This window comes from Labrenzia sp. PO1, from assembly GCF_012273635.1.
Classification (GTDB): domain Bacteria; phylum Pseudomonadota; class Alphaproteobacteria; order Rhizobiales; family Stappiaceae; genus Roseibium; species Roseibium algicola.
Genome location: NZ_JAAXCR010000006.1, coordinates 319,940 through 333,333 on the forward strand (window position 1 = coordinate 319,940; position 13,394 = coordinate 333,333).

The window sequence follows — 13,394 nt, forward strand, 5'->3', positions numbered from 1 at the left end:
TTCACCAGACCCTATTCAGCAGCGCTGAGCGCCAGGAAACCACCTGATTGACGTTCCCAGAGCGCAGCGTAAAGACCACCGGAGACAAGCAGCTCGCGGTGTGTACCTTCTTCCGCAATCCGGCCCTGATCCATCACCACGAGCCGGTCCATTGCGGCAATGGTCGACAGACGGTGGGCAACGGCCAGCGTGGTGCGCCCTTCCATCATGCGGGTGAGGTTCTGCTGAATGGCAAGCTCGGCTTCACTATCGAGGGCAGAGGTTGCCTCGTCGAGGATTAGGATCGGCGCATCTTTCAAAAGCACCCTGGCGATCGTGATGCGTTGGCGCTGACCGCCGGAGAGTTTGACACCGCGATCGCCCACATGGGCATCCAGCCCCGTCCGGCCCTTGCTGTCCTTCTGCTCCTCAATGAAATCGAGCGCTTCGGCAGCACGGGCAACCGCACGGATTTCGTCGTCGGTGGCTTCCGGCCTGCCATAGCGAATGTTGTCGCGGATCGACCGGTTCAAAAGGGAGATGTCCTGGGTGACAACGCCGATCCGACTGCGCAGAGATGCCTGGGTGACATCGCGCACGTCCTGGCCGTCGATCGAAATCCGGCCTTCGGTCACGTCCCGCAAGCGCATCAGCAAAGACACAGCGGTCGATTTGCCGGCACCGGACAGGCCAACCAGACCGACCCGCTCACCCGGCTTGATGATCAAATCGAACTTGTCCAGGACCGGCTTGCGGTCGCTCTGATAGGCAAAGGACACGTTGTCGAAGCGGATTTCCCCGGCGCTGACATTCAGCTCGCCGGCATCCGGCTGGTCGATGATTGCCGGCCGGCTCGTCATGATCGGCATGGCATCGCGGATCGTACCGAGCGTGCTGGTGATCGACTGTCCGATCCCTATGAAGCTGGACGACGCGTGGGACAGCGAGCGTGTGACGGTCAGCCCGGCGACAAAGTCGCCGATTGAGACCCACCCCTTCATCATGCCCCAGAAGCCAATGACCACCACAGCCAGGATCAACAGCACGTTCAGAAAATAGACGCCGCTGTCGGTCAGGATATAGGACCGGTTCTCACTGTGCCTGGTGTCGATTGTTTCGCCGATGACCTTGCGAATGGCACCGGCTTCTGAATCTTCCGCCGCAAACAGTTTGACCATCGCGATGTTGGAATAGACGTCTGTCATCGCGCCGGTGGCCTTGGAATTTGCCGCTGCCACCTTGGCAGAACGCTGCAGATAGGCCGGGATCGCCAACCAGGCGACGAGGATATTCGCGCAGATCCAGAACAATACCGGAATGGCCAGCGGCCAGGCCATGGCCAGAAGCAGCAGGAACGATCCGCCAAACTGAATGACCAGGAACGGAACCGTCTCGATGGACAGCATCATCTGACGGTGGACTGACATGGTGACCTGGGCAATGCGGGAGGCAACCTGACCGGCGAAAGTGTCCTCGAAGAAAGCCAGGTCCTGTGCTTCCACGGCCTTGTGCGCCTGCCAGCGCATTGCCGCCGGCAGAAGAATGCGCACGGTCTGGAAGGCAAAGGTCTGGCGCAGGAGAAAGGCGAGCGGATCAATAATCACGAAGAGGAGGAAGAAACCGGCCAGGATGGTGAGGTTGTCTTTCAGAAACGCCTGCGCCCCTGCCTCGGTCACACCGTCGACCACGAAAGCTATTGCCCAGATACCCGCAAGACCCAGCCCGGAGGAGATCATCGCCAGGCAGGAAACGATTACCAGTTGCCAGCGGAACATCATCGCGAAATGCCAGACCAGCTTCAGCGGCCCTTCATCCGGAAGAGGCGTGACAGGCAGTTCCAGCGGTTTGATGTGGGTTTCGAACGGATGGAAATACCGGTCGATGAGCCGCGCAAGCAGCGGCCTGGCGATTGACACGCAAAACACTCCTCGACTGAGACCAGCGCCTGATCAGGCCGCTGGCTCAATCCTGTAAACACAGCGACGACCGCCCGAGAGCTGATGTTCGGTACGTTCGACCGAGACACCTGGCCCAAGTACATCCTTGAAAAGATTGAGTTCCGACCGGCAGAACCCCTGACAGGCCGTTGCCGCGGCACAGATCGAACAGTGATTTTCGATCAGCAGGTAGCCAGCCCCTTCCGGAACAAGATCGGCCATATAGCCTTCCCGGTTGCGCAAATCGGCAAGCACTTCCAGCTTGCCGCGCAGATCCGGCGCCTTGCCAACCGCTTCGGTATAGGATTTCCGGCTTTGCGCTTCACGGTGGGCAATCAGCTTGTCGACACCTTCTTCGCCGAAAATATCGTTCAGGCCGGAAATCAACCCGAGCACCAGGTTGGAATGATTGTCGGGAAACTGCTTGTGCCCGTCCGGTGTCAGGTCCCAGACCCGCTTGGGCCGGCCGACCGAACCTTTCTGATCATCGAAGTCCACCAGCCCATCCTGCAACAGGCCGTCCAGATGCTGGCGAACAGCCACTGACGTCACCTTCAACCCGCTGGCAAGATCTGCCGCAGTCTGTGGGCCGGAGGATTTCAGCGCGTTCAAAAGCCGGGTTCGAGTACGATCTGCCATAGCCGTCTATATAGCGTATTTCAAAGATAAAAAAATAGTCTGCTTATCTTATTGTGAAGCGACCAGAGCATTTCTCGCCAACAAGCCTGCCTTGGCAGCCACGTTTATTTGCCAAGCGTGGCGGGAGCATGCAAGAAATGTCACTATAATATCCTGCGATGAACCGTTGTCCGGCGCCGGCCCAACTTAGTGCCTGATCGCTCGATCACACGGTTTTCGCCTTGAAATATTTCGTAACCGCCGCGTCAGCATTTCCTATAGGCGCTTTAACTCTTCAAGAACCCCAATGCGACGCAAAGTCAGGAAAGTCGCCTTCATAACAATTCTTTATCTCATTTTGATTAGAAGAAATATCAATGGAGAAAATGATGGAAAAAATCAGGGCTTTCCTGAGATGGATGATGATCGATCCTCGCCATCCGGAAATTGCACAAGCTCAGTACAATGAGCTCAAGACCCAGATTCCGTCGCTCTACGCTCTCCTCATGGTCAATGCGGTTGCCGTTGCCTATACCCATTTCGATATCGCGCCGACTTATCTGACCGTCGGAATTCTTGCGCCGATCCTGTTGATCACGACCTTTCGCATGGTGGCCTGGATACGCGCCCGCAAAGTTGACCCGACACCGCAAGAAGCGATCAGCAAGATGCGGCAGACCGTCATTCTCGGCAGTCTGGTGTCCGTCATCTACATTGCCTGGTCGCTGAGTCTGGACGGCTATGGCGGACCTGCGGAGCGCGGTCATGTGGCGCTTTTCATCGCCATCACCGTCATCGGCTGCATCTTCTGTCTGATGCATCTGCCGCAGGCTGCCCTGATGGTCATGGTGATCGTGACGATCCCCTATCTGGTGCACTATCTCGGCCAGAACCAGGACGTCTACATTGCCATAGGGCTCAATATCTTCCTGGTGTGCCTGGTCGTCCTGCAGGTTCTTCTGAACGGCTATCGAGGGTTCTGCAAACTGATTGAATCGCAATCGGACCTGGCCGCTAAACAGAAAGAAACGGAGCGTCTCAACGCAGAAAACTCCAAACTTGCCCAAACCGACGCGCTTACTGACCTGCCGAACCGACGCTATTTCTTCAATCGGCTTGAAGCCCTGATCAGCGAAGTGGAAGGCACGGACCGGCAGTTTGCGGTCGGCGTCGTCGACCTGGACCGGTTCAAGCCCATCAACGACACCTATGGCCACCAGTTGGGCGACCAATTGCTGATGGAAGTCGGCTCGCGCCTGAAAAGCCTTGGACTGCCGAATGTCGAGATCTGCCGTCTCGGCGGCGACGAGTTCGGTTTCCTTTATCTCGGAGACATCTACGAGGCAGCCTCGACGGGGCAGTCTATTTGCGAACTGATCAGCCGCCCCTATCGGATCGGTGAACTGCAGGTTTCCGTTGGCGCGTCCTGCGGCATTGCGTTCTATCCTGACGCCGGCACTTCTGCCCATGTTCTGTTCGACCGGTCCGACTACGCCCTTTACAATTCCAAGACCAGCCTGCGCGGCCGCACGACGGTCTATTCGGCTGAACATGAAGCCCGCATCCGCTCGGAACGGGCCATCGAGGCCGCGCTTCAAAGCGCAGATCTTGCCAGCGAATTCCAGGTCTATTTCCAGCCTGTCGTCCAGTTGCCGGAACGGTTCGTTGTCGGCTTCGAGGCGTTGGCGCGGTGGGACAACCCGCAGCTTGGCAGGATTGCCCCCGACAAGTTCATTCCCATTGCCGAGCGCGCCGGCCTGATCCACAGGCTGACCTTGTCGCTGTTCGAAAAGGCGGTCGAGCAGATCAAGGCCCTGCCCGGGACGCTCTCGCTATCCTTCAATCTGTCCGCACATGACGTCACCTCCGCCGAGACAGTGGCTGCGCTGCTCGAGATCATCCGCCGCGCGGCGATAGACCCGCGGCGGATCACCTTCGAAATTACCGAGACTTCCGTGATCGGCAGTTATGAAGCGGCTGAAACCTGTCTGCAGGTTCTTCGAAATGCCGGTGTAAAACTCGCGCTGGATGACTTCGGCACCGGTTATTCCAGCCTTGGCTACCTGCACCGACTGCCTATCGACTGCGTCAAGATCGACCGCAGTTTCGTTGCCGGTATCAAGGACCCGATCGCGAGCGGCGTCGTGACCTCCATCGTCAACCTGTGCCGGTCCATGAAGATGCAGTGCGTGGTGGAAGGCGTTGAAGAAAGCAACCAGTTGGAACTTCTGGAAGCGATGCACTGCCGTTTGGTCCAGGGATACCATTTCAGCGCTCCCCTGCCTTTCGAGGACCTTCTTGCCGATGCCAGGGAAAACGGAAGGGTTGCAGGGCTCCCCCTGTCCGGCACTGCCGGGGCCAGCAGCTTTCAGTTCTTTCGCGCCTGACCGGCGATCCGGACCAATTCCACCAGACCTCTTTTAATCCGTCCGGGATTTGTTTACCTCTCCGGTCTCAACCTCCAAAAACCGGGACCTGTTCATGACCGGCGGCACCAAGCGGCAAAAAGACATGCGCAAGGCCTTGCGCGTCCTGCTGCCGCGCGTTCCCTTTTCAGATGCTGAAGCCATTCTCGAAGTTGCCCTCGCCGGACACCTGCGCCATCTGCCGCCCGGCATTGCCCTCTGGCAGGCCACCACCAGTCATGTCCGGCACGCCCTGACCGACTACGATACGTTGCTGGACGAAGGTTATGACCGTGACGCTGCCCGGTTCTTCGTACTGGACGAAATGAATGACGTTTTGAGCTCCTGGGGATGTGCGAAACGCCTGGAAGCTGACGATACCTCCCCAACCGAGGACTGACATCGGTGCTTAAAGCGGATCCCTGCCCGTCACACACAACCCGGGATGTGATTTGCGGGCGGCCGGCCGTTACGACCGCCGGGCAATCAGATCGATCTCGACCAGCGCATCGACGGCAAGGCCTGACACGCCAATACAGGTACGACCCGGCAATTTACCGGGTTCGAAAAATGACCGGTAGGTGTCGTTCATCGCCTGATAATCGCGCTTGAATTCAGTCAGATAAACACGAATGAAAGTCGTGTTTTCAAGGCTGAGCTCGAGGCCGGCCAGAACGAGCTTCAGGTTTTCCATCACCCGCACAGTCTGCGCCTCTATGCCCTCCGGCAGCGGGGCGTCCGGATCGTCCGGCAGTGTCGGCATCTGGCCGGTTACAAACACCCACCCGTCAATTTCGACGGCATGGGAGAATGGCGCGACCGGCTGTGGCGCCTGGTCGATCATGTGGTGGATCGGCAGCATGGAGGCTCCTGTTGGAAGGTTATGACAGAGCATCCAGACTAGAGAATATCGGGCACCTCGGGAAACAGGTTTCCATCGCTGCGAGCCTTAAAATCAGATGCGCTCGTAGATCCACTGTTCGGGAACATGAGCGGTGACCGCCTCGCCCGCCGCAACCTTCCCCGGGATTTCGACATAGCCAACAAGGCCTCGCAGGCGCTTTGCCTTTTGCGGGAACAACAGGTCCAGTCCTTCCCGGCCGGGATTGGCTTCGGCGATCGCCTCGCCCGCGAAACGGCAGGGTTTGTTGTCACCGTCCACACGAATAACCACACCACCCTCAAACACCAGCCGGGTGCGCGGTGGCACCATCGAAAGGTTGGGAATGCCGGACAAGGTAATGTTGCCGCCGATCCATTCGGCTTTCAGTTCGGCAATCTCCATGCGAGTGGCAATCAACGATAGTTCCTCGGCGGACAGGATGGATATCTGGCGCTCATTGCACATTTCCGTGCCACGCGGATACCAGGGTTCGCGGCCACCGGACCTCCGGGTGTATCCGCCATGCCGGTCTCCCGGAATGCCTTCGAACGTCATCTCCAAAGCATCCGTTGCAGTGGTCCTGAAGTCTTCCGCAGAGACTGTCCTGAAAACGCCCTCCACCTTGCCGCTTGTCCTGAATGCAGGCGTAATCCGAAAGTCATTGGCAAGAAGCTGAAGCTGGTCTGTCATGCGGGGTTTCCTGTCACTGTCGAGAGGCGATGCTAGGGCGCTGGCGCCTTCCTGACCAACAAAACTCATTGATGATTTCATAAGCGTGAAAGATCGATCCGCTGCGCTCGAGATTTGAACCGGATTCGGCTCTTTTCAGGTTGGCTCGGAGAGGAATTTCTCCTTGCGCAAGCCGTCCAGGCATCGGACGATTTTCCGCGCGTGGTAGAGCATCGCGACCCAACCGGTTTCCAGCGCAAGATTGCCTGTTGCGCCCTCGGGCATGGCTGTCATCCAGTCATCCTCCAGGCCCGGGACGGTCTGCCGCGGGCGTCCATCCAGGACAGCCGAGAACTCATCTTCCAGACGCTTGTCCATGCGAGCGACAAGCGCCTCTATCCCCGACCTGGCCTGAGCTTCCACCGTTTCCCGCGTGACGTCGGAACGGGCTTCGCGGTAAAGCACCACGTATTGGGCCAGCACGATCACCAGCACGTTGAGGTCACTGGCGGAGCGTGTGAACGACGACCAGGGCGCTTGCTCGATCCGATAGGACCTGGCGGTGGCGATCAGCGTGCTCGCTGCCGTTCGAAGCCGGGCGAGATCCTGAAGGTCCGTATCCGCCTTGCCGCCTTCCGCCCGCAGGCAATTTCGGCAGGCGTTGAGGTAATCGGACGCCAGCCCCTTGAAGCTTGCGCCGGTGCGGTTGGGAAACAGCAGCCATGCCGCGGCAAGCCCCACGCCTGCGCCAATCATCGTGTCGTAGAGACGCGACCAGAGTTCATCGATGGGCAGACCTTCAAGCGTCTGAAGCCCCATGACCACCAGGAAACTGATGATACCGGAGGCGATGGCGTAATTGCGGTCGAGGAAAACGATGACCCCGGGTATGGCAATGACAACCAGTACCAGCCTGACGGACGGAAACTCCGCCAGGGCCGGGTCGACCAGCATGGCCAGAACAACGCCGCCCGCCGTCCCGCCGATCCGCTGTGCGGTTCGGAGCAGTGTCGCCCCGAGGCTGTTCGACAGCACGATGATGATGGTGAGCGTGACCCAATAGGCGTGATTGAGATCGAACGCGAGCCCCAGGGAAAAGCCGATCCCGGCTGCGACACCTGCCTGAAGTGACAGGCGCCAGGAAAGCTTCCGCAACCAGCCGCCCTCGCGGCTGTCGTCATCCGTACCGAGGCTCAGGCGAACCGGCTGGTCTTTTGCCGCCAGCAGCCACAGACGCTTGAAAGCCTGGGCAATGCGCAATTCCTGAAACCGGTCATGTGCCGTTACTGCCGCATCGGCCTGCAGCCAGCTCGCGGCAGGTGCGCTTGCGCCGGTTTTGCCTTCCCCGACATCGCTCTCTTCCGGAACGCCCTCACCGGTTTCAAGGCGATGGACAAGCCGGTCGACCGCACGGCGAAAGCCGTCATCTTGCGCCAGTCGGGTGCGTGCGTCCCGGGACAGCTGGTCGCGCGCATCGCCCACCACTTCCAGGGCAAGTTCCACCATGATAGCCGCTTCCGGCGACATGCCCTGCAACTCACCTTCCGGTCTGAGCAGATCGGCACAGACCTGAAGTTCCATGCGCAGCTTCGCCAGATCCCTGATCCGAACTGCCGCATCGCCGGACGAACCGGTCGCCCGGCCTGACAGCTGCCTCAGATAGGTTGCCATCGCCTGACGATTTGCAGCTTCGACCCGCAGGTAGGTTCGGTATGTTGAAGGCCGCCAGGGCCCTGTGCGAACCACGAGCGCTGTCACCATTCCAAGCACTGCCATGACCGGAAGCCAGAGGCCGGGCGATCCTCCGACGTTGCCGAGGACCACGAAAAGCCAGCAAATCGCCATGCTGCGCCCAGCGCGTTGCCAGAAGGGACCAAGCCCCTGCATGGCAAAGCCGAGCATGATCGCGGCGATCCAGAGCCCTTGCAGAACGGTTGAGGCGCTTTTCCCCGACAACTCGGCGACAACAGCCCCGAGAGCAAACAGGGTCGTCAGCAGAACGCCAAGCTTCAGGATACCGAGGACCTCGGCCTTTCTGGTGGAGACCGGCGTGAACATCAGGCAGTGCCCGCCACTAGCGGCTGCCAGAACGGCCAGTTTGAAGGCCGACTGACCGGGCACGAAGCTTGCCACGACATTTGCCAGGAAGACCGCTCCGAGCACGGTCAGCATCAGATGAACGCCGCGCATCAGCCGCAGGCCGCCGGGGTCCGTGCGCAGGAGACTTGTCTTTATGTCCGAAGCGGCTTGCAGCATCTGTCTGACTTGAACCCGGCTCTTCAGGGCAAAATCCCCGACGTTCTGAATGGAAATCTTTTATGCGGACTGCATTGTCTCGTGTCCATGGCGCTTTGACCGGGTGGACGCAGGCTTGCCGCCGAAGATCAGTCGGACGACTTGCCGTCGACAACAGTAAATTCGGCAAAGACCGGCCAGTGATCGGAACCGTTGAAGTGTCCGAGTTCGCAGTTTTTGACCGCAAGCCCGCTCCTGACGAAAAAATGGTCGAGTTCGAGACCGATGCCCGGAACAGGGGCAAGCCAAGTCGGGGTCCAACGGCTGCCGCAGACTGCCTTGCGCACCCCTGCCGTTTCCTGAAACCGTTTCAGCAGCGGCGCCCAGGAGGCGGCGTTCATGTCGCCGGCAACAAGAACAGGTCCCGGCGTCCTCGACACTTCGGATGCAAGCTTCTGAAGGATGTCCGCCTGGTGCAGATAGAAGTCACGCCTGAAAGGCGGCAGTGTGTGAACTGCAAGGACACTCACACAGGGCTCCGCCTGCATACCGCAGTAAATCGCTTTTGTAATCGCGTATGGGTTCCCGCCTACAGGGATCAGTTCAACGCTGTGCGGCGCAGTGCGCGAGAGGATAACTGCGGCGGGACGTCCACCAAGCGCCTGATCGGGCGTTCCGGCCACATGCAGCATGCCTTCAAACCGGTCGAGCAGCCCTTGGTCGGCAGGTACCGGCAGCTCCGTGAGGATCATGAGATCGAAGCCGCGGGCGCTGTTTTCCTCAACCAGATTGCCGAGCGCTGCGGCGCTGCCGAAGAGATTTGCGGTGACGACGCTGATCGCCGGTTCTGCCGCATTGGCGGTTGGGGCGAAGCGTCCGTTGTCGAAGATGCCCATGCGCATGAGAGCGACCACCGACAGGCAGATAGCCAGTGCCGCCATGTTCCAGTTCCGGAAGAAGACGAACCCTGCAGCAAACAGCAGTCCGGCAAGAACATATTGGGTCTGAAAATGAGCCAGCAGATCGACGGGCCAGCCGACTGCCGCCAGAAACGAGGCGAGAACGGCGATGGCGAAGGCCGCAAACAGACAGACGAGAGTTCTGTGGAACATGCCTTGTGCCGCTCGCAAGGACAAAAATTGCCGGTGGCCGGTTTACATCACCGGTCAAAAAAGATGCCGGCCCGTTTCCGGGGCCGGCACATTCGGGAAACAGGGGGCACGCCCCCCATTTCAGCTTCCAGGCCGTTCACTTAGCGCGTAAGCGGCTTGTACTTGATCCGGCGCGGGTCGGCGGCATGTGCGCCAAGGCGGCGGACCTTGTCCTTTTCGTAGTCTTCGAAGTTGCCTTCAAACCATTCCACATGGCTGTCGCCTTCAAAGGCGAGCATGTGTGTGGCCAGACGGTCGAGGAACATACGATCGTGGCTGATGATAACGGCGCAGCCGGCGTAGTTTTCCAGCGCGTCTTCCAGAGCTGCCAGCGTCTCGGTGTCGAGATCGTTGGTCGGCTCATCGAGCAGCAGAACGTTGGCGCCTTTCTTCAGGACCTTGGCCAGATGCACGCGGTTGCGCTGACCGCCGGAAAGGTCGCCGACCTTGGCCTGCTGGGCAGCACCCTTGAAGTTGAAGGACGAGCAATAGGCGCGAGAGTTGATTTCCTTGTCGTCGAGGTAGATGACCTCGGCGCCGCCGGAAATTTCTTCCCAGACCGTGTTGTTCGGGTTGAGCGCATCGCGCGACTGGTCAACGTAGCCAAGGTGCACACTGTCGCCCACGACGACCTTTCCCTTGTCCGGTGTTTCCTGACCGGTGAGCATCTTGAACAGGGTCGTCTTGCCGGCGCCGTTCGGGCCGATCACGCCGACGATGCCACCGCGCGGCAGCTTGAACGACAGGTTGTCGATCAGGAGACGGTCTTCAAAGCCCTTGGAAACGCCATCGACCTCGATGACGTTTGCGCCGAGACGCTCGCCAACCGGGATGAGGATCTGTTCGATGGACGGCTGACGCTCTTCCTGGGCGGTCAAGAGGTCTTCAAAGGCCCGGATACGGGCTTTCGACTTGGTCTGACGGCCTTTCGGGCTCATGCCCATCCACTCGCGCTCACGGGCGATCGCCTTGGAGCGGGCCATGTTCTCGCGGCCTTCCTGCTCCATGCGCTTGGTCTTCTTTTCCAGATAGACCGAGTAGTTGCCTTCGTAAGGGATGCCCTGACCGCGGTCGAGCTCGAGAATCCAGCCCGTGACATTGTCGAGGAAGTAGCGGTCGTGGGTGATGATCAGGACGGAGCCCTTGAACTCACGCAGGTGACGCTCCAGCCAGTGAACGGTTTCAGCGTCCAGGTGGTTGGTCGGCTCATCCAGCAGCAGCAGGTCCGGCTCGGACAGCAGCAGCTTGCAGAGCGCGACGCGGCGGCGCTCACCACCGGAGAGATTGTCGACGGCTGCATCTGATGGCGGGCAGCGCAGGGCTTCCATCGCCATTTCCACCTGGCTTTCCAGGTTCCACAGATCCTGGGCGTCAATCTCGTCCTGAAGCTGTGCGGCTTCCTCGGCGGTTTCGTCCGAGTAGTCCATCATCAACTCGTTGTAGCGGTCGATTTTCGCCTGCTTGTGGGCGACACCTTCCATGACGTTTTCCATCACGGTCTTTGTGTTGTCGAGCTGCGGTTCCTGCGGAAGGTAGCCGACCTTCGCCCCTTCGGCCGCCCAGGCCTCACCGGTATATTCCTTGTCGATACCGGCCATGATCTTCAGAAGGGTCGACTTACCCGCACCGTTCGGGCCCAGGATACCGATCTTGGCGTCCGGGTAGAACGAGAGATGGATGTTGTCGAGAACCTTCTTGTCGTTATAGGCCTTGGACAGGCCATGCATGTGATAGATGAACTGGCGCGCCATGGGGCTCCGCTTCTCCGCTTTCAAAATCTGATGGGATTCTCAGGAATTCTGCGGCGTCTTTTAGGGGAAATGGCGCCCGGGGGCAATGGGGGGATTTGCCTGAGAACGCCTGGAGAGTTCGTCTCGCAATCAGGCATTACCTGTGCAATCGCAATTAGACCTCTTCCTTGGCCAACTTCCAGCCACCTTCGCTTTGGGATAAGTCTCCTTTTCATTTGGCGATTTACAGACCAACTCCGATTACCAAAGTTTCCAGAAAGCACGCCGCCCCACTCGCGTTAAACGCCGACCGCTATATTCGGAATTGCAATTACGCCCAAGAACCTGCCCACCCTGTCATTCCGGACAAGTGCAGCTACGCTGCACGCCGATCCGGAACCCAGCGTGTCAGCGTGAGCAAAGCGAACACTCAATTTGCCGCGCATGGCGCGACATATCTCTGGATTCCGGATCGGCGCTCGACACCTGTCTCACTTGTCCGGAATGACGGCGGAATACGCCGTTTCACTGATGAAGTGAGCCGAAAGCGCTTCGAGGGTGACGAAATTTGCGTACCAACTCTGCCCATTCGGCTCTTTTCTCCCCCAACCGAAGACCTTAAGGTCACCTCACCTTTCTTCATCACCCCACCGGACCTGCCATGACCTCCATCGATATTCTGATGCCCCGCCCGATGCTGCCGATCGTTCAGGAGCAGCTTGATGCCGCCTTTACGGTGCATCGGCTGTATGAGGCCGATAATCCGGAAGCGCTGCTGGCGGATGTTGGAGACAGGATCCGCGGGGTTGCGATGGCATTCGGGCCGGTCAACGCCGAGTTGCTTGCCAAAGTCCCGAACGCGGAGATCGTCTCCAGTTTCGGTGTCGGCTATGACCACGTCAACACGGACGATTGCCTGGCGGCGAAGGTGATGGTGACCCATACGCCAGACGTGTTGACGGAAGAAGTTGCCGATACGGCGGTCGGGCTGATGATCATGACCATCCGCGAATTCGGCCAGGCCGAACAGTGGCTTCGCCAGGGCAATTGGGAAAGCAAAGGGCCCTACAAGCTGACCGGGGCGACCATGCAGGGGCGCACGCTCGGCATCTTTGGTCTGGGGCGCATCGGCAAGGCGATTGCCAAGCGGGCCGAAGCCTTCGGCATGAAGATCCATTACCATGGACGCAGCAAACAGGACGACGTCTCCTACCCCTATCACGCGACGCCGAAGGCGCTAGCTGCCGCTTGCGACACGCTGATAGTGGTGGCGCCTGGTGGCGCGGAAACGAAACATGCGGTCAATGCGGAGGTGCTGGAAGCACTGGGGCCGGATGGCATCGTCATCAATATCGGCCGGGGCACCGTCATCGACGAGGCCGCATTGATTGCGGCCCTTGAAAACGGCACGATCTACGGTGCCGGTCTCGACGTCTTCGAGAACGAGCCGCATGTGCCCGAAGCCCTTTTGAAACTGCCAAGGGTCACCGTACTGCCGCATGTCGGTTCCGCCTCGCAGGCGACCCGCAATGCCATGGGTCAGCTCGTGGTCGACAACCTGAAAAGCTGGTTCGAAACTGGCAAGGCCATAACGCCAGTGCCGGAAATGCGCTGAGATCGAGGGCATGCCAGGGCTGCTAGGCAGCCCGACCCGATTCTTTTCCCGGCTCAGTATTTGACACGCCCGGCTTGTGCCTTAGGTTTATGGATCAAGCGCATCCTTTCTGCTTGTGATGCGCTTACCCGATAGGCGTGGATCCATCAGACCACATAAACCACGCCGGGAT

At 59.3% G+C, this 13,394-nt stretch carries 10 protein-coding genes; 3 read left to right on the forward strand and 7 right to left on the reverse strand.

The annotated features are described in order from the left end of the window. Window positions 1–11: 11 nt before the first annotated feature. Together HCG46_RS26785 and HCG46_RS26790 are read right to left on the reverse strand one after the other, a co-directional pair. The gene (locus tag HCG46_RS26785; protein WP_168687996.1) at window positions 12–1,895 is read right to left on the reverse strand and encodes an ABC transporter ATP-binding protein; all 1,884 of its coding nucleotides are present in this window, start codon (window positions 1,893–1,895) and stop codon (window positions 12–14) included. A gap of 33 nt (window positions 1,896–1,928) precedes the next feature. Then, on the reverse strand, window positions 1,929–2,555 hold the full coding sequence (locus HCG46_RS26790; RefSeq protein WP_055658663.1) for a metalloregulator ArsR/SmtB family transcription factor: 627 nt from the start codon (window positions 2,553–2,555) through the stop codon (window positions 1,929–1,931). 368 nt (window positions 2,556–2,923) lie between these two features. On the opposite strand from HCG46_RS26790, the gene HCG46_RS26795 reads away from it, so the two are divergent. Together HCG46_RS26795 and HCG46_RS26800 are read left to right on the forward strand one after the other, a co-directional pair. Continuing rightward, window positions 2,924–4,921: an EAL domain-containing protein gene (locus HCG46_RS26795; protein ID WP_208993775.1), complete on the forward strand. Its 1,998-nt coding sequence runs from the start codon at window positions 2,924–2,926 to the stop codon at window positions 4,919–4,921. A 94-nt stretch (window positions 4,922–5,015) separates the two neighbouring features. Then, on the forward strand, window positions 5,016–5,339 hold the full coding sequence (locus tag HCG46_RS26800) for a DUF2293 domain-containing protein (protein ID WP_055659520.1): 324 nt from the start codon (window positions 5,016–5,018) through the stop codon (window positions 5,337–5,339). Window positions 5,340–5,408: 69 nt separating this feature from the next. On the opposite strand, the gene HCG46_RS26805 is transcribed toward HCG46_RS26800, so the two are convergent. From HCG46_RS26805 to ettA, 5 genes are all read right to left on the reverse strand, one after another. Next, window positions 5,409–5,801, reverse strand: coding sequence for a RidA family protein (locus tag HCG46_RS26805; RefSeq protein WP_168687997.1), 393 nt, complete (start codon window positions 5,799–5,801; stop codon window positions 5,409–5,411). Window positions 5,802–5,894: 93 nt separating this feature from the next. Beyond that, window positions 5,895–6,512 carry a molybdenum cofactor sulfurase gene (locus HCG46_RS26810; RefSeq protein ID WP_168687998.1) on the reverse strand — a complete coding sequence of 206 codons (618 nt, stop codon included), beginning with the start codon at window positions 6,510–6,512 and terminating at the stop codon, window positions 5,895–5,897. Window positions 6,513–6,647: 135 nt separating this feature from the next. Beyond that, on the reverse strand, window positions 6,648–8,747 hold the full coding sequence (locus tag HCG46_RS26815; RefSeq protein ID WP_168687999.1) for an FUSC family protein: 2,100 nt from the start codon (window positions 8,745–8,747) through the stop codon (window positions 6,648–6,650). Between the two features lie 128 nt (window positions 8,748–8,875). Further along, on the reverse strand, window positions 8,876–9,838 hold the full coding sequence (locus HCG46_RS26820) for an endonuclease/exonuclease/phosphatase family protein (protein WP_022997868.1): 963 nt from the start codon (window positions 9,836–9,838) through the stop codon (window positions 8,876–8,878). Window positions 9,839–9,978: 140 nt separating this feature from the next. Beyond that, entirely contained in the window at window positions 9,979–11,628 is a 1,650-nt protein-coding gene (ettA, locus tag HCG46_RS26825) for an energy-dependent translational throttle protein EttA (protein WP_022997869.1), read from the reverse strand. 640 nt (window positions 11,629–12,268) lie between these two features. Here ettA and HCG46_RS26830 point away from each other — a divergent pair. Continuing rightward, window positions 12,269–13,222 carry a 2-hydroxyacid dehydrogenase gene (locus tag HCG46_RS26830; RefSeq protein WP_168688000.1) on the forward strand — a complete coding sequence of 318 codons (954 nt, stop codon included), beginning with the start codon at window positions 12,269–12,271 and terminating at the stop codon, window positions 13,220–13,222. Window positions 13,223–13,394: the final 172 nt, after the last annotated feature.